The following is a 22,651-nucleotide window of genomic DNA, read 5'->3' on the forward strand; positions in this document are numbered from 1 at the left end:
ATTCCGCAGTGCGGAAAGCCGGGACGGGTAGGGATGGCTCAGAACCTTCGGCGCTTGCGGGCGCGCCGGACCAGGGCGGCGGTGCCCACCAGCGCCACGGTGGCGCCGGCCGCACCCAGGCTGGTGGCCGCCTCCTTGCCGCCGAGCCGGCGGCCGGCCACCGCGTGCTTGCCGGAGACCTGGGCGAGCAGTTCGGCGAGCACCTCCTCGTTGCTGTGCTCCGGGCGCCAGCCCGCCTCGTGCAGCCGGCTGCCGGAGACCACCCACGGGTACATGGTGTAGGCGAGGTCGCCGGCCGGGGCCGGGGTCAGCCCGAGACGGTGCAGCCGGGCCGCGGTGCCGAGGGCCAGCGAGGCCGGCAGCTCCATGCGGCGGATGCCGGAGAGCTCCTCCACGTCCTCCTGCTCCAGCCAGCCGTCGGAGCCGACGGTGACCTCCCCCTCGACCAGGCCGAGCGCCGCGTACTCCAGCGCCGAGGCGAGGTCGTCGACGTGACAGAACTGCCAGCACGGCCGCGAGCCGGCCACCACCAGCAGCCTCGGCGCCTCGAAGTGCCTGGTCAGCACGGTGTCGATGCCCGGGCCGACCACCACGGCCGGGCGGAGCACGGTGATCTGCAGGCCGGGGTGGGCGCGCGGGGCGCGCCGGGCGAGCCGTTCGATCTCCAGCAGGTCGCCGACGAGCGTGGCCTCCTCGGTGGCCCGCAGCTCGGAGTCCTCGGCGAGCGGCACCTCGTTGTCCGGCAGCGCGCCGTAGACCATCGCCGAGGTGCACAGCACCACCCGGGAGACACCGGCCGCCGCGGCGGCGGTCACCACGGTCTGCGCGCCCCGCACGTTGTACGCGCTCCGGGCCCGCGGGTCGGTCTCCATGCCGAGGTCCATGGCCAGGTGGACGACCACGTCGACCCCGGCCAGTCGCTCCGCCACGGCCGGGTCGCGGACGTCGAGGATGCGCCAGTGCACGCCGGGCACCTCGCCGCGGCGGTCGTCGATGGCCAGCACCCGGCGGACCCCCGGCGAGTCGACCAGCCGGGCCGCGACCCGCTCGCCGAGCACGCCGGCCGCCCCGGTGACGGCCACGGTCAGCGGCTTGCCGCCGTAGGCTGGAGACGGTGAACCCGCGGCGGCCGCGCGGTCGTCCTCACCTCCGGTCAGCCCAGAGCGAACGTCCGAAGGCGGGGAACTCACCGGCCATCCTCCACGGTTAGCTTATGTGCGTACGTACGAGTGTCACGTACCGTCCATCCTGCCCGAGGCAAGGGCCCGGCGGGCGCACCCGGCGCCATCGGGCCGCGAGACCATGGACACGTCCCGCCTCCGCGGGCACACGAATTCCCCGCCACATCCCGCGTGACGGCCGAGCAGATCTGAGGACCCCGTGAGCGACCTCCCCTTCGGATTCTCCGTCCCGCCCGAGGAGCCCGAGGACGGCAAGGGCAAGCAGGACGACCAGGGCGACGCCGCCGCCGAGGGCAAGGGCGGCCAGGGCGAGACCCCGCAGCAGCCCTTCGGCTTGGGCGCGGGCAACCCGCTCGGCGCGCTGTTCGGCATGGGCGGCGCCGGCGGCGACAACCCCTTCGGCGCGATGATGGGCAACCTCAACCCCAACGACCTCGGCGCGGCCTTCCAGCAGCTCGGCCAGATGCTGTCCTTCGACGGCGGCCCGGTGAACTGGGAGCTGGCGCAGAACATCGCCCGGCAGACGGTCGTCGCCGAGCCCGCCGAGGGCCGCAGCAAGGACCGCTCGGTCGGTGCGGCCGAGCGCAACGCGGTCGTCGAGGCCGTCCGCCTCGCCGAGCTGTGGCTGGACGCGGCCACCGAGTTCCCGTCCGGCTCGACCACCGCCGTGGCGTGGAGCCGCGCCGAGTGGATCGAGGCGACCCTGCCGGTCTGGAAGGACCTGGTCGACCCGGTCGCCGAGCGGGTCGGCAACGCCATGGGCGGCGTGCTGCCGCCGGAGATGCAGGCCATGGCCGGCCCGCTGATGGGCGTCATGCGCTCGATGGGCGGTGCCATGTTCGGCACCCAGATCGGCCAGGCGCTGGGCGCGCTCGCCGCCGAGGTGGTCGGCTCGACCGACGTCGGCCTGCCGCTCGCGCCGTCCGGCAAGGCCGCGCTGCTGCCGCAGAACATCGCCGAGTTCGGCGAGGGCCTGAGCGTGCCGGCCGACGAGGTGCGGCTGTACCTCGCCCTGCGCGAGGCCGCCCACCAGCGCCTGTTCGCACACGTGCCGTGGCTGCGGGCGCACCTGTTCGGCGCGGTCGAGGCGTACGCGCGCGGCATCAAGGTCGACACCTCGCGGATGGAGGAGCTGGTCGGCCAGCTCGACCCGACCAACCCGGAGGCGCTCCAGGAGGCGCTGGCCGGCGGTCTGCTGCAGCCCGAGGACACCCCCGAGCAGAAGGCCGCGCTGGCCCGGCTGGAGACGGCGCTCGCGCTGGTCGAGGGCTGGGTGGACGCGGTGGTGCACGCCGCGGCCCAGCCGCACCTGCCGCAGGCCGCGGCGCTCCGCGAGACGCTGCGCCGCCGCCGGGCCACCGGCGGCCCGGCCGAGCAGACCTTCGCCACCCTGGTCGGCCTGGAGCTGCGCCCGCGCCGGCTGCGGGACGCCTCCCGGCTGTGGGCCTCGCTCGCCGACGCCCGCGGCATCGAGGGCCGCGACGCCCTCTGGGAGCACCCGGACATGCTGCCGACCGCCGCCGACCTGGACGACCCGGACGGGTTCGTGCACCGCGCGGAGGAGGGCGGCATCGACTTCGACGCGCTCGACAAGCTGCTCGGCGACGCCGCCCGCGGCGAGGACAAGCCCGGCTCGGCGAGCACCGGCGGCCCCGAGGGCACCGCGGGCACCGACAACGACGAGGACGAGGACGGCGGCAAGTGAGCGACGCCCTGCACCAGGACGCCGTCCGTACCCTGCAGGACTGGAAGACCGCCGACCCCGGCCAGGACCAGCTGCGGCTCGACTACCTGGACCACCTGGCCGGCCACTCCGACGGGCTGATGCGGGCCTGCCTGCCCGCCCACATCACCGCCAGCGCGGTGGTGGTGGACCCGGCCGCCGGCCGGGTGCTGCTGACCCTGCATCCGAAGGTCGGCCGCTGGCTGCAGATGGGCGGCCACTGCGAGCCCGGTGACGACACGTTGGCGGCCGCCGCGCTGCGCGAGGCCACCGAGGAGTCCGGCATCGCGGGGCTGTCCCTGCTCACCGGCGTCGACGGGCTGCCGGTGCCGGTGAAGCTCGACCGGCACCAGGTGCGCTGCGCCGGCAAGGACAGGCCGGAGAACACCCACCTCGACGTGCAGTACGTGGCCGTCGCCCCGCCCGGGGCGCAGGAGCTGATCAGCGAGGAGTCGCTGGACCTGCGCTGGTTCGGCTTCGACGAGCTGCCCGAGCTGAGTGACGACTCGGTGCGCACCCTGGTCGGCATCGCCCGCGCCCTGGTCTGATCGGCCCGGTCCGCACACGACAGCCCGCCCCCGCGCCCGACGGCGCACCGGGGGCGGGCCCTCTCGTCTCAGCCGCGCGGCACGCGCTGCGGCGGCAGCAGCTCGCTGGGCTGCACGATCACGAAGCCGCGGCCGGTGAAGGCCAGCTCCCAGCCCTCGGTCGCGGTGCCGCGCCGGCGCCAGGCCTCGGTGTTGGTGCTCTGCGCCTGCAGCTGCACCTCCAGGCCGGAGGACCAGCCGACCACCGCGTCGGCGTCGCCGTAGACGTAGCTGCCGGGTTCGACCGGCATCACCAGCGGGCGGCCGGAGGTCATCAGCACCAGGCCGCCGGTGCCGGAGACCTCCAGGCAGCGGCTGCCGACGCCGGCGATCCGGTCGCCGTTCTCGATCGCGACGGTGTGCCAGTCCAGGGTGGTGTCGAGGGCCAGCACGTAGCTGTTGGTGACGACCAGGCGCTCCTGGCTCAGCTGCAGGACGTGCAGGTGCTGGGCCAGGTTGGCCAGGTAGACCGTGCCGGTGCCGGAGCAGCGCATCAGGTCGAGCGCGCCGGCGTCGCGGTGCCGGTTGCCGGCGTTGCCGCCGCCGTTGCGGTTGCCACGGCGGTTCCCGGCGGGCGGCGTCCAGCCGGTGAAGTCCACCTTGCCGACGTGGGCGACCATGGCGCCGGTACGGGCGAGCACCTCGGACCGGCCGTCCAGGGTGACCCGCAGCAGCTGCGGGTTCTGCAGCGCGAAGCGGTCGGTGCCGGTGCCGGCGGTGTGCGCCAGGAGGGGGCTCTGCACGGGGGCTCCTCGAACTCGGTTCTCAGCCGCGGATCTTGAGACGGTCGCCGGTGTCCTCGCTGGGCTGCACCACGACGAAGCCGTGGCCCCGGAACCCGAGCTGCAGCGCCTCGCCGCTGCCGCGGCCGATCAGCGAGCCGACCTTGACCGTGCGGCGGGTGCGCACCTCCAGGCCACCGGTCCACGCGACGAGCGCGTCCGGGTCGACGAAGGTCTCGGTCTCCGAGCAGTCCAGCACCGCAGGCACGCCGCGGGAAGTGACGGAGACCCAGCCGCTGCCCGTCACGGTGACGTTGTAGAGGCCGGTGCCGGCCAGCAGGGCCGGGCCGCGGACCTTCTCCACGGTGCAGCCCAGAGTGGCGTCCATGGCCAGCAGGTGGGAGCCGTTCACGGACAGCGACTCCTCGGCGAGCTGCAGGTTGAGCACGTCGGCGCCGAGGTCGGCGAGGTAGAGCGTGCCGTCCCCGGCCCACCGCAGCAGCGGGCTGCGCTCGCCGGACGCCCACTCGCCGAGCGCCCTCCGCAGCGACTGCGGCACCGGCTCGTACTGCAGGAAGCCGTCGTAGGCCACCATCGCGCCGGCCTTGGCGTAGACGTCGGAGGCGGACGTCAGCGCCACCCGGCACATGGCGGTGCCGTGGTTGCTCATCCGCGCGCCGGTGTCGGCGGCCCGGTACGCGTCGAGCCCGCCCCCGGAGAGGAACTGTGCCTGCATGACTCCTCCTGGACCTCAGACCTCGAACGGCTGGACGACGACGAAGTTCCCCGGGGCGCCGCGGAACTGCAGGCTGTACGACTCCGCCGCGTGCCCGGCGTAGGCGGAACGGCGGATCCGCACCGGCGCGGTGGTGATCACCTGCGAGCCGCGCGACCAGGCGACCAGCGCCTGCACGTCCACGTACGTCTCCGGGGCCGGAGTGACCGGTAGCACCACCGGGGTGCCGTTGGTCTTCACCACCACCGTTCCGTGGCCGCTGAACTGCAGGGTGAAGAAGCCGCCGTTCGGCAGGCCCTCGCCCTCGATCCGGCGCACCTCGTGCTCCAGGCCGGCCTCGAAGGCCAGCACCCGGTCCGAGCCGACGCAGAAGGAGTCACCCTCCAGCCGCACCACGTGCAGGTCGCAGGCCTCGTCCGCGAGGAACACCTGCCCCTCGCCGGTGATCCGCATCAGCTTCAGCTGCTGGCCCGTCAGATTGCCGACCAGCGTGCGCAGCATGCCGGAGCTCTCGTGCGCGAAGTCGGCCTTGCCCTGGTAGGCGACCATGCTGCCCTGCAGGGCCAGCACGTCCTTGCCCTTGGACAGGCTGACCCGGACGAGCTTGTCGTTCTGCTTCACCCAGTCCTGGCCCGCCGCGGCGTCGGTGTACTTGGTCAGCTCCGCGTACTTGGTCAGGGAGATGCGCACCCCGGCGGACTGCGGCGGGACGGCAGGCTGGGGCGGCACGGCGGCCTGGGGCGGCACGGCCGGCGCAAACGGAACGGCCTCCGGCGGCACGGGCACGGCGAGCAGGGTCGCGTCCGGGTGGGGCAGCGGCGCGGCGGGGACGGGGACGGGAACGGGGACGGCGAGCAGGGTCGCATCGGGGGACTGCTGCGGCGCGGGGACGGCGGCGGACGGGGTCTGCTGCGGTACCGGGGCGGCCGGGGCAGGGGCCGCCGGTGCGGCGGGAGTGGCCGGTGCGGGCTCGTCCTCCAGAGCCTCGCCGCCGAAGTTCTCCAGCAGGGCGCGCAGCCCACCGTCGAAGCCCTGCCCGACCGCGGCGAACCGCCACTCGCCACCCCGGCGGTAGACGTCCGCCAGCATCACGGCCCGCTCGGTGGAGAACTCGGCGCCGGTGAAGCTGTACCGGCCGACCTCGGTGCCGCCGGCCACGATCCGCACGTAGCCGGAGGCCACCTGGGACATCTGTCCGTCGCCGTCGATGGTGGCGGTGAGCGCCAGCTTGTGGACGGCCTCCGGGACGGCGGGCAGCGCGACCGCGAAGGACTCCGAGTCGCCGCCCTGTGCGCCCAGCAGCCGGATCGACTGCTCGGGGCTGGCCGGCTGGTTGAAGAAGACGAAGTAGCGGTCGTCGCTCAGCCGTTCGTCGGCGTCCAGGCCGAAGCAGCTGATGTCGAAGGTCAGCCCCGGCGCCGTGATGTGCACCCCGAGGTAGAGCTCGGTGCTCGGGGTCAGCTCGCTGATCCGGACACGGGACGCCTTGACGAGTTCCCTGGACATGGCGCGGACCGGCCCCCTCCCGTACGGCTGCTGATCCCGGAGACCCTATCCCAGCGGCCCGCCCCCGCAGCAGCCCCGACCACAGCGGTTTCTCCGTCTCAGTCGCAGCCGTCGGTGTCCGCGGTTCCGCCCGTGGGCGGCCCGTCGGCGGCGGCGTCCCCGGCGTCTCCGCCGCGGGCGCCCGGCAGGTGCGGCAGCCGGCCTGCGGCGGCCACCCCCTCCAGGTAGCCACGGGCGCGCTCGGTGCGCGGGTAGGCCTCCAGCAGCGCCCAGAACCGCGGGCCGTGGTCGGCCACCAGCAGGTGCGCCAGCTCGTGCAGCAGCACGTAGTCGACCACGTAGCCGGGCATGCCCTGCAGCCGGTGGGAGAGCCGGATCGAGCCCTCGGCCGGAGTGCAGGAGCCCCAGCGGGAGTTCTGGTTGGTGACCCAGCGGACCCGGCGCGGCACCGCCCGGCCGTCCAGGTACGCCGCCGACAGCTCGCGGGCGCGGGCCTCCAGCGCGTCGTCGCCGAGGGTGCGGCGGCTCTCCTGGCGGGCCAGTCGCTCGACCATCTGGGAGACCCAGCGCTGCTCCTCGGCCTTCGACATCCGGGCCGGGATCAGCACGACGGTGCGGTCGCCCTCGCGGTACGCGGACACGGTACGGCTGCGACGGGTGCTGCGGCGGACCTCGACGTTCGACCGGTCGACCGCCGCCGGGGCTGATGGGGCGGACGGCTCCGGGGCCGGCCGCTGCTGCGCGGTGGTCTCCGCCTGCTGGGCGCGCCCGCGCGCGCCGCCGGCCGCGGCACCGTAACCGGAAGCGGCCCGGGTACGCCGGCGCGGCGAGGGGGATCGGGTGTCCGGTTCGGCCGCCATGACACCCGACGTTACCCGTCGGGTCCGACGGATCGGCGCCACCGGGGCCGCCGCCCGGGTGCAGGGTCGGCACACGCCGGGCGAACAGAAGTTGTCCACAGGGTGTACGCACAGATGGTCGTACAAGCCGACCGGGCCTGTGGACAACGCGTTTCACGGGCCAGGCCGGCCTCGGGCATCCTGCCGTCACCGGGATCACCCGACTGGCCCCGCCCGCACCTGTCCGCACCTGTCCGCACCCGGCCATGCCCGTCCATGCCCGTCCATGCCCGATCCGCCCCACGCCGCACCGGAGTGACGCCCATGCGCCCGATGCTCAAACCCGGACTCGCCCGCCTCCGGCGGGACGAGCTGACCCTGCAGTTCGGCACCGTCCGCCGGTACGCCCGGCTGGTCGAGCAGGCCGACGCCACCGTCACGGCCTTCCTCGACCTCGTCGACGGCACCCGCGACACCGCCGAACTGATCACGGCCGGCGAGCGGCTCGGCCTCGACCCCGGTCTGGGCCGGGCACTGCTCGACTCGTTGGCCGGCGGCGAGCTGCTGGACGACGCCGAGGCCCTCCGGCAGGCCCTGGGCGGCTTCCCGCAGCCGCAGCGGGAGCTGCTCGGGCCGGATGCGGCCGGGCTCTCGCTCGTCCATCCGGAGCCGGGCGAGGCCGCGGAGGTGCTCGCCGCCCGCCGGCTGGCCCGGGTGGAGGTCCGGGGTGCCGGGCGGGTCGGGGCGGCGCTGGCCGCCGTCCTGGCCGCGGGCGGCATCGGCACCGTGACGGTGGCCGACGGCGGCCGGGTCGACCCCGGGGACTGCTCCCCCGCCGGGATCCCGTCCACCGACGTCGGACGGCTGCGCAGCACCGCGGCGCGCGAGGCCGTGCTCCGGGCCGCCGGGGCCGCTCCGGCCGCGCGGCACCGTCCCGCCCCGGTGGCGGCCGGGCCGCCCGCCCTGGTCGTCCTCGCGCCGCGGGACGGCGCCGGCGCCTGGACGGGCCGTGCCGTCGAGGCGCACGAGCTGGCCCGGGCCGGCGTGCCGCACCTGTACGTGGGTGTGCTGGAGCACCTGGGTGTGGTCGGGCCGCTGGTGGTGCCCGGGGCGTCCGCCTGCGGCAGCTGCGCCGCGCTCACCCGCGCCGACGAGGACGAGGGCTGGCCCGGGCTGCTCGCGCAGCTGGAGGGCGCCGGTTTGGACGGCCGCCCGGCCTGCGACAGCGCACTGGCCACTGCGGTCGCCGGGCTGGCGGCGCTGCACGCTCAGCTCTTCCTGGACGGTGTGCTGCCGCCGAGCGTGGACGGCTGGTGCGAGCTCTCCGCCGCGGACGGGATGGTGCGGCGGCTGCGACTTCCGGCCCACCCCTCCTGCGGCTGCCAGTGGCCGGGCGGACGGCCGCCGCTGGCCGTCCCCGGGGCGGGCGCCTGCTCCGGTACCGGGCGGGGTGGCACGTGACCGCACCGGTGCCGACCGCCCCCTGGCCGCCCGGTTAGACCGGACTCCCGTGCCCCGAACCTCCCGTGCACCGGGTGTCCCGTGCCCCGAACCTCCCGTGCACCGAACCTCCCGTGCACCGAACCTCCCGTGCACCGGGTGTCCCGTACGGCCGGGCCGCCTTGCATCGATCGGCCCTCGTGCTGCCGGGGCCTCGTCCGGTCAGTACCTGCGCTCTGGCGAGGTCCCCCGTTCGGGCGGCCGGGCACTCGGGCCGGCTGACGGGAACCTCCCTCGGGCGGGTGAACGCAGGCGGTCGGGGTCGGCGAGGACCCCGCCGATGGGCCGCGGGGGTGAATTCCACCGGGCGCGCCTCCTCCTCCGCTTGCGCGCCCGAATACCAGTCCGGATGATTCGCCGGATCCAGGGCGGCGAGCGGGCACAATGGCGTGGTGACCACTGCCCGGCGGCAGGCCGTGTCCGGTGCTCCGCGCCGGGCCGCCCCGGCGGGCGCGATCCGACTGGGAGGCCCCGGGGTGAGCGATCTTCCGCGCAAGGCCGTGACGCGGACGGCGCGACTGGCGGCGCTGCCGCTCGGCTTCGCCACCCGTGCCACGCTCGGGCTGGGCAAGCGACTCGGCGGCCGGCCGGCCGAGGAGGTCACCGCCGAGCTCCAGCAGCGCACGGCCGAGCAGCTCTTCTCGACGCTCGGTCAGCTCAAGGGCGGCGCGATGAAGTTCGGCCAGGCGCTGTCCGTCTTCGAGTCGGCCCTGCCGGAGGACGTGGCGGGCCCCTACCGGGCCGCGCTGACGAAGCTTCAGGACTCGGCCCCGGCGATGCCCGCGGCCACCGTGCACCGGGTGATGGCGGAGCAGGTCGGTGCGGACTGGCGGGAGAGGTTCCGCAGTTTCGACGACCGGCCGGCCGCCGCGGCGTCCATCGGGCAGGTGCACCGTGCGGTCTGGCACGACGGACGGCGGGTCGCCGTCAAGGTGCAGTACCCGGGCGCCGGGGACGCCCTGCTGAGCGACCTCGGCCAGTTGGCCCGGCTCGCGCGGGTGCTGGGGCCGCTGATCCCCGGGATGGACATGAAGCCGCTGATCGCCGAGATGCGGGCCCGGGTCACGGAGGAGCTGGACTACGGCCTGGAGGCGGAGGCCCAGCGGGCCCACGCGGTCGAGTTCGCCGAGGACCGGGACATCGCCGTGCCGCAGGTCGTCGACCGGTCCGGGCAGGTGCTGGTCACCGAGTGGATGGACGGCACGCCGCTGGCCCGGGTGATCGCCTCGGGCTCGCGGGAGGAGCGGGACCGGGCCGGCCAGCTGCTGGCCCGCTTCCTGTTCGCCGGGCCGACCCGCACCGGCCTGCTGCACGCCGATCCGCACCCGGGCAACTTCCGGCTGCTGGGCGACGACGGCCCGGTGGAGGAGTGGCGGCTCGGCGTCCTCGACTTCGGCACGGTGGACCGGCTGCCCGGCGGGCTGCCGGAGCCGATCGGCGCCTCGCTGCGGCTCGCGCTGGCCGGCGAGGCAGGCGCCGTCTACGACCTGCTCCGGCAGGAGGGCTTCGTCCGGCCCACCATCACGCTGGACCCGGACGCGGTGCTGGACTACCTGCTGCCGATCATCGAGCCCACCCGGGTCGAGGAGTTCACCTTCACCCGGGACTGGATGCGCGCACAGGCGGCCCGGATCGCCGACCCCCGTTCGCCCGCCTACAACCTCGGCAAGCAGCTCAACCTGCCGCCCTCGTACCTGCTGATCCACCGGGTGACGCTGAGCACGATCGGCGTGCTCTGCCAGCTCGGCGCGACCGTGCGGATGCACGAGGAACTGACCACCTGGCTGCCGGGCTTCACCGACTAACTAAGGCCTGTCTGGCGGATCTTGCCTGGCGCACCGCACGGCGCGCGGCGCCGGCTGCGTCCTCCACCGTGAACGGCGACGGCCGCCCCCTTCCGCAGGGGGGCGGCCGTCGTTCGTGGTGTTCTGCCTGGTCCATGGACGGGCCGCACCGTTCCCGGGATCGGGGGTCCCGGGTTGGGGCGGCGGTCCGTCACATCAGAGCGACGGCAAGCGCCCTGCGGGCGCGCAGCGAGGCACGCTCGGCCTTCCGCCGGAGGCGGTCGGCCCGTGCGACGCGCGCGCCGAGGCGTTGGCGCTCGGCCTCGCGGATGCGTTCGTGCATATGGGCGCGGGCCAGGGATTCCTGGAGAAGATTCATGTCGAAGTTCCTGTTCCGGATTCGGAGTTCGGCGTTGTGCTCGAAGCTGGCGGTGTGATCGGCGACGGGGGTCATGTGGTGGTCCTGCTCGTGGTGCGTGCTCGGGAAGGGGCGGTGGGCTAGGGCATCGGCCTTGGCGGCGGCGATGCGTACGGAGCGGCGCAGGTGGTTGTCCTTCGGGGGCTGCTCTCCCCGTCGGACTCCTGCGGTTCCGTGACCGGAGGACATGTCGGCGGTGATCACGCCATGACCTCGGTCTTGCGCGGACGGCCCCGCGGCCGCTTGCGGGCCACGACCACGCCCTGCACGAAGAGCTCGCCGCCCCAGACACCCCACGGCTCACGCCGCTCCAGCGCGCCGGCCAGGCAGGCCTCCTTCACCGGGCAGGTGCCGCAGAGGGACTTGGCGTACTCGACGTCCGCCGGCGTCTCGGCGAAGAACACCTCCGGGTCGAAGGCCCGGCACGGGATGGTGCGGCCGAGAGCGTCGGCCTCGTCGAGCGAGTTGAGCTGCTGCATCAGGGAAACCTCCGGGGGGTCGGCCTGGTCGGCCTTGGTGAACTTGTCTGTCGGTACGGACGGGAGGGGCGGTGTGATGACCGTGGACACTTCTTCCTCGTCTTTTCTCAGTGGTTCCGGTCCAGCTGGCTGGTGGGGCCGGACCGGAGGCCCCGAAGGACCTGGGTTTGTCTTGACGTACCGGACAAAACAGAAGGGCCGCGGATCCCGGTGGTGACGGGTTCCGCGGCCCTGGAGACCGACCTGAGGCTGACTCAGGTTCGTTCACTCCAGGGTGCTGGGCCGCGGAAGGCCCTCATCCGGATGGCCTGGGCGCCCGTGTGGGCGGCCTGGGCCTGGTTGATCAGCTGCTCGTCCTGCTTGGCTGCTCCGGCACCGGAGACGCGCACATAGCCGCCGTGCTTGGCTGCCACTGCCACTGCCTTCGGTGCCTGGGTCGGTCGCTCGTCGCGCAGCTCGAGGCCGCCGCCGAAGATCGCCCAGTCACGGGACAGACCCGTCTCGAAGGAATCGGCGCCGCCGAGGCCAGTGAAGCCGGAGCCACTGACAACGGAGACATCGGTGCCCTGGAGACCCAGCCCGTTTTCGGCCAGCACGACCACGCCGCGCAGACGCGAGACGACGGTCGAGGTGCCACGGGTGCCGAACATCGAGGGAGCGCACACGGGCATGGCGAAAACGGTCTGGCCAGTCAGTTTGGTGATCGTCTTCGTGGTTTCCACTGTCTTCGCCTCCTCTCGGCGTCTCGCGGTGCCCAGTCCCCCGGGCCCCGGTGTTCGGATATTGGTCGGTCCTGCTGGTGATGCTGTGTGGAGCTGTGGTGGCCGGTAGGTCCTCACGGACCCGGCCGTGCTCGAACGGCACGCGGAAGTGGGCCTTCCACGGCCTTGCGATCTCGTCCCCTTGACCGCTCCGGCAGGCTATTGCGCGCGGCGTACGGGGCGCAAACTATTTTTCCGGCGAGTTCCGGAGTGATCTCCACGAGCGGCTCAGGCCGGCTCGGTCGGCTCCCCCACGAGCCCGTCCGCGGTCTCATCGGAGACCACGTCTACGAGCTCTTCCCCCGCGCACAACGAGAGCACAGCGGCGCCGTACTTGTCCAGTTTCATGGCGCCCACCCCGGAAATCCGGGACAGTTCGCGCTCGTCCGCCGGGACGTCCTCGGCGATCGCCATCAGGGTGGCGTCGGTGAACACCACGTAGGCGGGCGCGCCCTGCTTCTTCGCCTGGGCCGCGCGCCAGGCGCGCAGCCGCTCGTACAGGGCCTCGTCCATCGAGGAGGGGCAGCCCTCGCAGCGGCGCAGCTTGCGCTCGACCGCCTCGGTGAGGGTGCGGCCGCAGACCCGGCAGGTGACGGGGCCGCGCGGGGCGCGGCGGGAGGCCCGGGCCTCGCCGTGCTCGACGCCGCCGCGTCCGCCGCGGGATCCCGCGCGGGCGGTGCCGGAGCCGGGCCGCAGGCCGTCCAGGAAGCGGGTGGGGCGGCGGCTCGCGCGGCCGCCGGGGGAACGTGAGAGCGCCCAGGAGAGCATCAGGTGCTGCCGTGCGCGGGTCACGCCGACGTAGAGCAGCCGGCGCTCCTCCTCGACCTGCTCGTCGGTCTTGGCGTAGATGATCGGCAGGGTGCCCTCGCTGAGGCCGACGAGGAAGACGGCGTCCCACTCCAGGCCCTTGGCGGCGTGCAGCGATGCCAGGGTGACCCCCTCGACGGCCGGGGCGTGCTGGGCGGCGGCTCGGGCGTCGAGCTCGGCGACGTAGGCGGCGAGGTCGGTGCTCTCCCCCGCGCTGCGGCGGCCGGCCTCGAACTCCTCGGCGAGCCGGACGAGCGCGGCCAGCGACTCCCAGCGCTCGCGGACGGCGCCGGAGCCGGCCGGCGGGGTTGCGGTGAAGCCGCGGGTGGCGAGCACCGCGCGGACCTGGCCGGCGAGGTCGGGCTCGTCGGCGGTCAGCGGGTCGGACGCGGCCCGGGCGGCGCCCTTGAGCAGCACCCCGGCCTCGCGGACCTCGGGTCGTTCGAAGAACCGCTCCGCGCCCTTGAGCTGGTAGGGCAGGCCGAGGTCGGAGAGGGCCTGCTCGTAGACCTCGGACTGGCCGTTGGTGCGGAACAGCACGGCGATCTCGCTCGCCCGCACACCGCTGTCCAGCAGCTTGCGGATGCGGTGCGCGGTGGACTCCGCCTCGGTCGGCTCGTCCGGGTACTCGGCGTACTCGGGCTCGGGCCCGGCCTCGCGCTGCGAGACCAGCTCCAGCCGGTGCTGGGCGGCCTGGCCGCGGGCCTGGGCGAGCAGCCCGTTGGCCAGGTGCACCACCTGCGGGCTGGAGCGGTAGTCGCGCACCAGCTTCACCACGGTGGCGTCCGGGTGCCGGGTGCGGAAGTGCAGCAGGTACTCGGGGGTCGCGCCGGTGAAGGAGTAGATGGTCTGGCTGGCGTCGCCGACCACGCAGAGGCTGGCGCCGCCGGCCGTCCACTGGTCCAGCAGCCGTTGCTGGAGCGGGGAGACGTCCTGGTACTCGTCCACGGTGATGTGCCGGTACTGGGCGCGGACCCGCTCGGCGATCTCCGGCCGGTCCTCCAGGATGGCCGCGGTCAGCAGCAGCACGTCCTCGAAGTCGATCACGCCGCGGTCGCGCTTGGTCTGCTCGTACGTCGCGTAGACCCGGGCGATCTCGGCCGGGTCGCGCGGGGCCTCGCGGCCGGTCTTGGCAACGGCGGCCGGGTAGTCGTCCGGCACGATCTGGGTGACCTTGCACCACTCGATCTCGCCGGTGAGGTCGCGCAGCTCGGTGCGCTGCACCCGCAGGCCGGTGCGGGCGGCGGCCTCGGCGACCAGCTGGACCTTGCGCTCCAGCAGCCGCGGCACCTCGCCGCCGACCGCCCGCGGCCAGAAGTACTGGAGCTGGCGGAGCGCCGCCGAGTGGAAGGTGCGGGCCTGCACGCCGTCCGCGCCGAGCTGGCGGAGCCGGCCGCGCATCTCGCCCGCGGCCCGGGCGGTGAAGGTGACGGCGAGGACCTGCTGGGGCTGGTAGACGCCGCTGCGCACCCCGTAGGCGATCCGGTGGGTGATCGCCCGGGTCTTCCCGGTGCCGGCGCCCGCGAGCACGCAGACGGGCCCGGTGAGGGCGGTGGCGACGGCGCGCTGCTCGGGGTCGAGCCCGGCGAGCACCGCGTCGGCGCCGGCGGGGGCGGCGGCGTAGGAGCCGTACGGGTCGTACGGGCCGGACATGCCCGAGAGCTCTTCCTGCATGGCTACCATCCTCTCAGCCCGGCGGGCGGTGCGGACCGGACCGCACATCCTGGCAGCCGGCGGTGACAGCGGCCGGGTTCTCCACAGGCGTCCGCCCCGCGGCCGGCAGCAGCGGTACGACGATCGCTCCGCCGCCCGGCGTGTGGCCTTCCGCACGCGCCGGGCTCGTGCGGAATGACGGATGCGCGCCGTGCGTTGGGACCCCTGACCGTACGCCCCCTCTCCGAAGGAGCACGCCGCCATGTCCGGCACCGTCACGATGTACAGCACGACCTGGTGCGGCTACTGCAACCGCCTCAAGAGCCAGCTTGAGCGCGAGGGCATTTCCTACACCGAGATCAACATCGAGCTGGACCCGGCCTCGGCGAGCTTCGTGGAGTCGGTGAACAACGGCAACCAGACCGTGCCGACCGTGCTGGTCGAGCCGAAGAGCGGCGGCGAGCAGGTCGTGATGACCAACCCGAGCCTGCGCCAGGTCCAGGCGGCGCTGGCCGGCTGACGGCGCACCGGAACGCACCGCCGTTCCGAAGGCCCTGCACGGCCCCGGCGGAGGTCCTCCGCCGGGGCCGTGCCGCGTTCCGGTTCCGCCCCCCGAGGTCGACCGAGGACCGTCGGGGCGCCGGTGCGGGCGGGTCAGGGGACGCCGGCCGCCGCCCGGGCGGGCGCGTCGGTGCCGGCCTGCGCCGTCCCGAGTCCGTAGAGCAGCCGGCAGCGGTCGGCCGCGTACCGGGTCTCGACCACCCGGACGGGGCCGCGGGCGTCACTGGTGACCCGGGTCTGCACCAGCAGCGGCACCCCTGGGCCGACCTCGAACCAGGCGGCCTCCTCCGGCCCCGGCATCCGGGCCACCAGCCGGTCGGCCGCGGCGCACTCGCAGCGCCCGATCGCGGCGAGCACCGTCTCGTCGCCGCCGGGCACCGGTTCCGGCTCCATCAGCGGCGTCCCGGCGGCCAGGCCCGCCCGGTAGTGGCTCTCCTCGATCGAGTACGGCTCGCGGTCGGTGAGCCGGAGCTGCCGGCGGACCACCACGGCCTCCCCGGGCAGCATGCCCAGCAGCTCGGCGATGTCGGCCCGGGCGCGCACCACGAGCATCTCGAAGTCGCAGGTGAGCCGGCGGCCGGCGGCCCGGGCCTCCTCGGCGTAGACCTCGGAGGGGGCGGACAGGCAGTCCTGCGGGCCGGCGGTCTGCCGCGGCGGCCCGAAGGCCCGGTGGTCCAGCATCGGCTGCTGCTTCAGGTAGGTGCCCTTGCCCTGGAGACGGACCAGCCGCCCCTCGTTGACCAGGACGTCGACCGCGAGGCGCACGGTGTTCCGGGCCACGCCGTAGTGGTGCTCCAACTCGGTCTCGACGGGCAGCTGTGCCCCGCCCTGCCACTCACCGGACTCGATCCGGCGGCGCAGGTCGGCGGCGAGGCGCTGGTACTTGGGAGCGGGCACTCCGGCTCGGGGGATCGTCACACCGGTGAATGTAGTCAGCCGGGTTCCTGCATTTCAGGGAAACGGGCCAAGAACGCCGTCGAGAGGTTTCGACCGGGCGCGAACCGCGCACACGGGCGCACTCCGTCGCAGGTGGGCGCCGGTCCGAACGGCTTCGGTCGCACTTCGCACCGATATCGCCGCTTGAACGGAAGCCGGACGGAAGTCGGACGAAAGGCGGGCGGAACGCCGGCCGTGGTCGGGCGGCACGGACGAAAGAAAAGGGATTCCGAAGCAGAAAGGGGCGCGCAGACAATGTCCGCGCGCCCCTTTCCCGACGGTGGCCCGGGCTGCACCGGGCCGGGCCGGTGACCTACCAGCGGGCCGCCGCCGGCAGCGGTTCGCCGTACCAGAGCTCGACCAGGTGCCGGGCGATCGAGATCCCGGACGGCGGCAGGATCTCGCCCGCCGCCATGCCGGCGGCCAGCTCCTCGCGGGAGAACCAGCGCGCCTCGGCCAGCTCCTCGCCGTCCACGGTGATCGCGGTGCCGGCCGGGTCCGCCCGTCCGACGAAGCCCAGCATCAGGCTGGAGGGGAACGGCCAGGGCTGGCTCGCCACGTACTCGACGTCACTGACCCGCACGCCGGCCTCCTCGAAGACCTCGCGGGCGACCGCCTGCTCGATCGACTCGCCCGGCTCGACGAAGCCGGCCAGGGTGGACCAACGGCCCTCCGGCCAGATCGCCTGACGCCCCAGCAGGCAGCGGTCCCGGTCGTCGGTGATCAGCATGATCACCGCCGGGTCGGTCCGCGGGTAGTGCTCGGCCGCGCAGGAGGTGCACCGGCGGACGTGGCCGGCACCGGCCTTCTCGGTGCGGTGGCCGCAGCGCGAGCAGAAGCTGTGCAGCCGGTGCCAGTGCTCCAGGGCGACGGCGTGCACCAGCAGCCCGGCGTCCCGGTCGGAGAGCGCGGCGCCGACCTCGCGCAGCCCGGCCGGGCGGGCGTCGCCGTCCAGCCGGCCCGGCAGGCTCTCGCCGGCCAGCGCGAAGTAGGAGACGCCGTCGTCGTCGGTGCCGAGGTAGAAGCGGTCGCCGCCGTCCGGCGCCTCGAAGGAGGGCAGCAGGACGAGCTCGGTGCCCCGCTCGGTGTCGACCACGAAGGCCTCGCCGCCGGCGATCGGCAGCACCTTGGTGGTCGGGTGGCTCCAGGCCGCGGCCAGCCACGGCTCGTCGAACCGATGGTGCGCGGCACGGTCCACCCCGGCGCGGGCCAGGGCCAGGTGCCTGGTGTCAGACGCGCTGCTCAACTCGGTCCATCCCCGTTCGAAGTCGCATCTTCCGAATCGTCGTCACCCGGATCACGGCCGGGTCCCGGCCAGCTCGCCCCACAGGTACGCCGAGGTCTCGACGCCCTTGCGCAGCAGGTCCAGCTCCACCTTCTCGTTGACGGAGTGCCAGCCGTCCGAGGGCACCGAGATGCCCAGGAACAGCACCGGCGCCCCCAGCACGTCCTGCAGGTCCGCGGCGGGGCCGGAGCCGCCCTCCCGGGTGAACAGGACCTTCTGCTCGAAGGCCCGGCCCATCGCCCGGACGACCGCCTGCAGCGCCGGGTGGTCCAGCGGGGTCAGGCAGGGCCGGGTCGCACCGGGGAAGACGATCTCGTACCGGACGCCCTGGGGCACCTGCTCGGCGACCCAGGCGCGGACGGCCTCCCGGACCTTCTCCACCTCCTGCCCGGCGACCAGCCGGAAGGAGAGCTTCAGGTGCGCCTCGGAGGGCACGATGGTCTTGCCGCCGGGCCCGGTGTAGCCGCCCCAGATGCCGTTGACCTCGGCCGTCGGGCGGGCCCAGATCCGCTCCAGGGTGGAGTAGCCGGCCTCGCCCTGGGTTCCGTACGACTTGGCCACCCGCAGCCACTGCGCCTCGTCGAAGGGCAGCTCGGCGAAGAGCTCGCGCTCGCGGTCGGTCAGCTCGACCACGCCGTCGTAGAAGCCGGGGACGGCGACCCTGCGGTCGGCGTCGTGCAGAGCGGCGGCCAGCGAGGCGGCCACCTCGGCCGGGTTGGGCACCGCGCCGCCGAAGGAGCCGGAGTGGATGTCGGTGTCCGGGCCGAAGAAGTCGATCTGGCAGTCGGCCAGGCCGCGCATGCCGGTGCAGACGGTCGGCGTGGTCTCGGACCACATGCCGGTGTCCGAGATGACCACCACGTCGGCGGCGAGCCGCTCGGCCTCGCGGCGCACCAGGGCGGCGAAGTTCGGCGAGCCGGACTCCTCCTCGCCCTCGATCAGCAGCTTGAGGTTGACCGCGGGCGCGGTGCGGCCGGTGGCTGCGAGGTGGGCGCGCACCCCCAGCGTGTGGAAGAAGACCTGGCCCTTGTCGTCGGCCGCGCCGCGGGCGAACAGCTGCCGGCCGACCACGGTCGGGGTGAACGGCTCGGTCTCCCAGCCGTCCTCCTTCGCCGCGGGCTGCACGTCGTGGTGCCCGTAGACCAGGACGGTCGGCGCGGACGCCTCCCCGGACGGCCACTCGGCGAACACCGCCGGCAGCCCGTCGGTCTCCCACACCTCGGCCACCGGGAAGCCGGAGCCGCGCAGCGCGCCGGCCAGCCACTCGGCCGAGCGACGGACGTCGCCGGCCCGGTCCGGGTCGGCGGAGACGGAGGGAATGCTCAGCCAGTCGGAGAGTTCCCGCAGGAAGGCGGGCTCGTGCTCGTCGATGTAGGAGCGGACGACGCTGTCCGGGGTTTTCGTCATACGGACGACTTTAGTTCGCCCGGACGGGTGCGCGCCCCGCCCCGTCGACGCAGCCGCCCGTAACCTCGGTCACCTCCCGCGCCGGACGGGGCGGGAGGTGACCGAGGTGGGGGCGGGTCGCAGAGGACCCGCCGGTGCGGGCGGGTCAGGCGGCGCGGCGGCCGAGCACCAGCCGGGAGCGGGTGCACAGCATCGCCAGTCCCACGGCCAGCAGCGGCAGGCCGACCAGGGTGACCACGAGGTCCGTCCACGGGAAGGCGATCACCGCGTGGGCGGGCTTGATCATCCCGTACTGCGAGTCGTACAGCGCGGACGCCTCCATCTTGCGCAGCGCGACCGCCGGGATCACGCCGCAGACCGTGCCGAGGACGGTGCCCATCGCGGCGATCACCCCGCACTGGAAGCCGGAGAGCCGGCGCCGGATGCCGCCGGTGGCACCGACCGCGGCCAGGGTGGCCAGGTCGCGCTGCGAGTCGGCGGCGGCGAGGCCGGTCGCGATGCCGGCGGCGCCGAGGGCGACCAGGCCCGCGAAGCCGGTCAGGGCGAGGCCGGTCAGGGTCTGCTGCGAGCGGTAGCCGCGTTCCACCGTGACGCCGACGCCGTCGTCCAGCTTGGCCACCGCGTCGGACGCCTTCTGCTCCGCGCCGTCGGAGGGCGCCGTGGCGGGTCGCCAGACGCTGCCGGCCTGGCGGGTGCTCAGGCCGAGCCGCTTCGCGGTCTCCGGGCTGACCAGCGCCTGGGCGGCCGGCGTCTCCGGCTTGGTGTAGACGGCGTCGACCGTGACGTGGTGCACGGTCGGCCGGCCGGCCGGCGTCGGGTTGAGGACGTCCTCCTTGGTCTCCGTCTGCTCCACGGTCAGATCGAGGGTGATCTTCCCGTCCTTGATCAGCTTCCGGTCGAAGACCACCGCCCTGCCCGCGGCGAGCGCCTGCTCGGCGGCCTGGTCGGTCACCCCGAACATGTTGTGCAGCACGGTCGCGTCGCCGGCCGGGACGTAGCCGGCCATGCTGCCGTAGGTCGGCTCCTCGGCGCAGCGCGGGTCCTCGCGGAGGATCCGCTGGACCTGGTCGGTCGACATGCTCGCGCTCTCGACGTCAGGGTCCCGGACCGGGCAGCGCAGCTCCTTGGGGACGGACACCTCGACCCAGCCGCAGGACCGCTGCTGGCAGTTGGTGCCGTACTGGGTGGCCAGCGGGTCGGCGCGCGGGCCGAGGTCGGGGATGGACCGCTCCACGGCGGACCGCAGGGCGGTCAGGTCGGCCGGTGCGGAGCTCGGGCCCTGGTCCGCCATCAGCCGGACGGAGCCGGCGGGCAGTTCGGCCCGGTACTGCTGCCGCTGCTCCAGGTCGGAGCTCGCGGTGTAGATGCCGACCGCGACGGAGCCGGCGACCGCGGCCATCACGGCGGCGACCGCGGGAGCGGTGCGGCCCCGGTGGCGCACCGCGTCGCGCAGCGCGAGGCGGGGGCTGAGCGGCAGGTGGCGGCCGAGCCGGCCGAACAGGCCGACCAGCATCGGGGTGCAGGCGATCATGCCGAGTTCGGCGAGTGCCGAGCCGCCGAGCACGCCGAGGGTGCGGCCGGCGGCACCGGTGAAGGTGCCGAGCAGGGCGAGCGCGGCGCCGATGCCGACCGTCAGCAGGCCGACGACGGCGAGCCGGCGGCTCGGGGGCCGGACGGAGCCGCGGCCGGTGAGCGCCTCGACGACGTCCGTGCGGGCGGCCTGGAAGGCCGGGACGACCGCCGCGAGCAGGCCGGTGACCAGGCCGATCAGGGCGATGCAGAGCAGGTCGAGCGGCTGCAGGTCGAGGTGGCCGAAGCGCTGTCCGGCGACCTCCTCGGCCCACGGGCGGAGCACCGCGACCGTGGCGACGGCGAGGACGACACCGACCACGGCGCCGGCCAGGCCGAGCACCAGACCGCCGCCCAGCACCACGGCCCGGATGTGCGAGCGGTCCCCGCCGCCGGCGGCGAGCAGGCCGAGCTGGCGGCGCGAGCGGCGGGCGCCGACCGCGAAGGCGGGGCCGGCGAGCAGCACGATCTCCAGCAGCGCCATGCCGACGACGGTGCCGACGACGACCAGGCCGATCGTGTCGACGCCCCCGAAGCCGTGCTGGTCCATGTCGACGTAGTACGGCACCTGCGCGCGGGGCGGCGGGTCCATGAGGACGGTGCGGGAGGTCAGCCCGAGCCCGTAGTTGTTGAGCTCCAGCACCTTCGGCCAGTCGAGGACGGCCCCGTGCGGCAGCCGGACCAGCCAGCGCTCGCCGCCGAAGCGGTCGCTCTGGTCGGCGCCGCGGTTGGCGGCGCGCAGCGGGGCGACGAGTTCGCCGGGGCGGCCGATCAGGGTGACGGCCCGCAGCTCGCCGGGGAACTCGGCGACGGCGGTGATGTGGAACGGGGTGCCGTCCAGGCCGTGCAGCACCGTGCGGTCGCCCACGTTCAGCCCGGACTTGTCGAGGAAGGCCCGGGTGGCGGCGATCTCGTGCGCGCCGCTCGGGGCGCGGCCCTCGACGACGTTCAGCCGGCCGCGCCAGATCGGGTCGGTGAGGTCGGCCTCGGTGGTGTCGACGCCGAGGCGGCCCTCCTTGCTGGTGGCCGAGGCGTTCTCGCCCATCGGGAAGGGCACCAGCACGGTGCCGGCCGGCAGCAGCTCCTTGGCGAGCGTCACGGGGTCGGTCTTCGCGCTGCGGACCTGCTCGGCGGTGGGCTTCTTGCCCTCCCCCACCGGGGCGCCCCAGCCGCCGTCCTCGGCGTTCGGCGGCTGGAGCACGATCGTGCCGCGGCCGAAGGAGTGGAGCAGTCCGTCGGCCGAGCCCATCACGCGGACGGCCTGCTCGGCGGGCTCCAGCTCGCCGCTGCGGTACATCACGTCGGCGCCGGCCACACCGAGCACGGGCAGGGCGATCATGGCGAGGACGAGGGCGCTGCGGCCCTTGGCCCGGGTGGCGTCGCGGCGGGCTATCCGCAGGGCTGCGCGCCAGGATCGGAGGCTCACTCGCCGGGCCCCTTCACGCTGTTGGTGGCGGCGGCGACCAGCAGGCTCGCCGCGTCGCGGCTGACGCTCTGGTCGACCAGCCGGCCGTCGCGCAGGAAGACCACGCGGTCCGCCCAGGCGGCGTGCCGGGCCTCGTGGGTGACCATCATGGCGGCGGCGCCGGCGTCGCAGCGGGCGCGCAGCACGGCGAGGACGGCCTCGCCGGTGGTGGAGTCGAGGGCGCCGGTGGGCTCGTCGGCGAGGACGAGGCGGCGGTCGCCGATCAGGGCGCGGGCGATGGCGACGCGCTGCTGCTGGCCGCCGGACATGTCGTCGGGGAAGCGGTCGGCGAGCTCGGGGATGCCGAGTTCCTCCAGGGCGGCGAGCGCCTCGCGGCGGGCCGTCCGGCCGGAGACCCCGTCGAGCTCGCGCGGCAGGGCGATGTTCTCTGCGGCGGTGAGCGCCGGGATCAGGTTGTAGTCCTGGAAGACGTACCCGACCGAACGGCGCCGGACCTGGGCCTGCTGCTTGCGGGAGAGCTCGCCGAGCACGGCGCCCTCGACCAGCACCCGGCCGGAGGTCGGGCTGTCCAGCCCGCCGGCCAGCGTCAGCAGGGTGGACTTGCCGGAGCCGGAGGGGCCCATCACGGCGACCAGCTCGCCGGGGTGGACGACCAGCTCGACGCCGCGCAGGGCGTGCACCTCGGCGGCGCCGTGGCCGTGCACGCGGCTGACCTGGTCGAGGTGCAGCACGGGCGGCCGCGGTTCGGTGTGGGTGGTGCTCATGCTTCCC

The 22,651-nt window shown here is 74.5% G+C and carries 19 protein-coding genes; 5 read left to right on the forward strand and 14 right to left on the reverse strand.

Annotation, left to right across the window (positions count from 1 at the left end; translation table 11 throughout):
- Positions 1-38 precede the first annotated feature (38 nt).
- Positions 39-1,190, reverse strand: coding sequence for an NAD-dependent epimerase/dehydratase family protein (locus KSNIM_RS15160; protein ID WP_411543715.1), 1,152 nt, complete (start codon positions 1,188-1,190; stop codon positions 39-41).
- Between the two features lie 190 nt (positions 1,191-1,380).
- On the opposite strand from KSNIM_RS15160, the gene KSNIM_RS15165 reads away from it, so the two are divergent.
- Positions 1,381-2,886, forward strand: coding sequence for a zinc-dependent metalloprotease (locus KSNIM_RS15165; protein WP_263103740.1), 1,506 nt, complete (start codon positions 1,381-1,383; stop codon positions 2,884-2,886).
- A complete protein-coding gene (locus KSNIM_RS15170; protein ID WP_263103741.1) occupies positions 2,883-3,452 on the forward strand; it encodes an NUDIX hydrolase in 570 nt (189 codons plus the stop codon). Before KSNIM_RS15165 ends, KSNIM_RS15170 begins: the two co-directional genes overlap by 4 nt.
- Positions 3,453-3,520: 68 nt before the next feature.
- On the opposite strand, the gene KSNIM_RS15175 is transcribed toward KSNIM_RS15170, so the two are convergent.
- The 4 genes from KSNIM_RS15175 to KSNIM_RS15190 form a co-directional block, all read right to left on the reverse strand.
- Positions 3,521-4,234 carry an AIM24 family protein gene (locus KSNIM_RS15175; protein ID WP_263103742.1) on the reverse strand — a complete coding sequence of 238 codons (714 nt, stop codon included), beginning with the start codon at positions 4,232-4,234 and terminating at the stop codon, positions 3,521-3,523.
- A gap of 22 nt (positions 4,235-4,256) precedes the next feature.
- Positions 4,257-4,949 (reverse strand): AIM24 family protein, encoded by a 693-nt coding sequence (locus KSNIM_RS15180; RefSeq protein WP_263103743.1) that lies wholly within the window; start codon positions 4,947-4,949, stop codon positions 4,257-4,259.
- Positions 4,950-4,964: 15 nt separating this feature from the next.
- A complete protein-coding gene (locus KSNIM_RS15185; protein WP_263103744.1) occupies positions 4,965-6,455 on the reverse strand; it encodes a TerD family protein in 1,491 nt (496 codons plus the stop codon).
- Positions 6,456-6,553: 98 nt separating this feature from the next.
- Positions 6,554-7,315: a M48 family metallopeptidase gene (locus KSNIM_RS15190; protein ID WP_263103745.1), complete on the reverse strand. Its 762-nt coding sequence runs from the start codon at positions 7,313-7,315 to the stop codon at positions 6,554-6,556.
- A gap of 312 nt (positions 7,316-7,627) precedes the next feature.
- On the opposite strand from KSNIM_RS15190, the gene KSNIM_RS15195 reads away from it, so the two are divergent.
- Together KSNIM_RS15195 and KSNIM_RS15200 are read left to right on the forward strand one after the other, a co-directional pair.
- Positions 7,628-8,755 carry a ThiF family adenylyltransferase gene (locus KSNIM_RS15195; protein WP_263103746.1) on the forward strand — a complete coding sequence of 376 codons (1,128 nt, stop codon included), beginning with the start codon at positions 7,628-7,630 and terminating at the stop codon, positions 8,753-8,755.
- 515 nt (positions 8,756-9,270) lie between these two features.
- Complete coding sequence (locus KSNIM_RS15200) at positions 9,271-10,599, forward strand: ABC1 kinase family protein (RefSeq protein ID WP_263103747.1); 1,329 nt, start codon at positions 9,271-9,273, stop codon at positions 10,597-10,599.
- 190 nt (positions 10,600-10,789) lie between these two features.
- Here KSNIM_RS15200 and KSNIM_RS15205 read toward each other — a convergent pair whose 3' ends face one another.
- The 4 genes from KSNIM_RS15205 to KSNIM_RS15220 all read right to left on the reverse strand — a co-directional run bounded on the left by KSNIM_RS15205 (position 10,790) and on the right by KSNIM_RS15220 (position 14,696).
- The gene (locus KSNIM_RS15205) at positions 10,790-11,200 is read right to left on the reverse strand and encodes a hypothetical protein (protein WP_263103748.1); all 411 of its coding nucleotides are present in this window, start codon (positions 11,198-11,200) and stop codon (positions 10,790-10,792) included.
- Positions 11,197-11,565, reverse strand: a complete 369-nt coding sequence (locus KSNIM_RS15210; RefSeq protein ID WP_411543716.1) for a WhiB family transcriptional regulator — start codon at positions 11,563-11,565, stop codon at positions 11,197-11,199. The genes KSNIM_RS15205 and KSNIM_RS15210 overlap by 4 nt, the downstream gene beginning before the upstream one ends.
- A gap of 164 nt (positions 11,566-11,729) precedes the next feature.
- Entirely contained in the window at positions 11,730-12,197 is a 468-nt protein-coding gene (locus KSNIM_RS15215) for a hypothetical protein (protein WP_263103750.1), read from the reverse strand.
- A gap of 267 nt (positions 12,198-12,464) precedes the next feature.
- Positions 12,465-14,696, reverse strand: a complete 2,232-nt coding sequence (locus KSNIM_RS15220) for an ATP-dependent DNA helicase UvrD2 (RefSeq protein ID WP_263107971.1) — start codon at positions 14,694-14,696, stop codon at positions 12,465-12,467.
- 262 nt (positions 14,697-14,958) lie between these two features.
- On the opposite strand from KSNIM_RS15220, the gene KSNIM_RS15225 reads away from it, so the two are divergent.
- A complete protein-coding gene (locus KSNIM_RS15225) occupies positions 14,959-15,216 on the forward strand; it encodes a mycoredoxin (RefSeq protein ID WP_030274906.1) in 258 nt (85 codons plus the stop codon).
- 134 nt (positions 15,217-15,350) lie between these two features.
- Here the strand turns inward: KSNIM_RS15225 and KSNIM_RS15230 are convergent, their stop codons facing one another.
- The 5 genes from KSNIM_RS15230 to KSNIM_RS15250 all read right to left on the reverse strand — a co-directional run bounded on the left by KSNIM_RS15230 (position 15,351) and on the right by KSNIM_RS15250 (position 22,644).
- Complete coding sequence (locus tag KSNIM_RS15230; RefSeq protein ID WP_263103751.1) at positions 15,351-16,175, reverse strand: GntR family transcriptional regulator; 825 nt, start codon at positions 16,173-16,175, stop codon at positions 15,351-15,353.
- Between the two features lie 331 nt (positions 16,176-16,506).
- The gene (gene nudC / locus KSNIM_RS15235; protein ID WP_263103752.1) at positions 16,507-17,439 is read right to left on the reverse strand and encodes an NAD(+) diphosphatase; all 933 of its coding nucleotides are present in this window, start codon (positions 17,437-17,439) and stop codon (positions 16,507-16,509) included.
- A 51-nt stretch (positions 17,440-17,490) separates the two neighbouring features.
- Positions 17,491-18,885, reverse strand: a complete 1,395-nt coding sequence (locus tag KSNIM_RS15240; protein WP_263103753.1) for a dipeptidase — start codon at positions 18,883-18,885, stop codon at positions 17,491-17,493.
- A gap of 145 nt (positions 18,886-19,030) precedes the next feature.
- On the reverse strand, positions 19,031-21,880 hold the full coding sequence (locus KSNIM_RS15245) for an FtsX-like permease family protein (RefSeq protein ID WP_263103754.1): 2,850 nt from the start codon (positions 21,878-21,880) through the stop codon (positions 19,031-19,033).
- A complete protein-coding gene (locus KSNIM_RS15250) occupies positions 21,877-22,644 on the reverse strand; it encodes an ABC transporter ATP-binding protein (RefSeq protein WP_263103755.1) in 768 nt (255 codons plus the stop codon). Before KSNIM_RS15250 ends, KSNIM_RS15245 begins: the two co-directional genes overlap by 4 nt.
- Between the last annotated feature and the right edge of the window lie 7 nt (positions 22,645-22,651).

Source organism: Kitasatospora sp. DSM 101779, assembly GCF_025655475.1.
In the GTDB taxonomy this organism is placed as follows: Bacteria; Actinomycetota; Actinomycetes; order Streptomycetales; family Streptomycetaceae; genus Kitasatospora.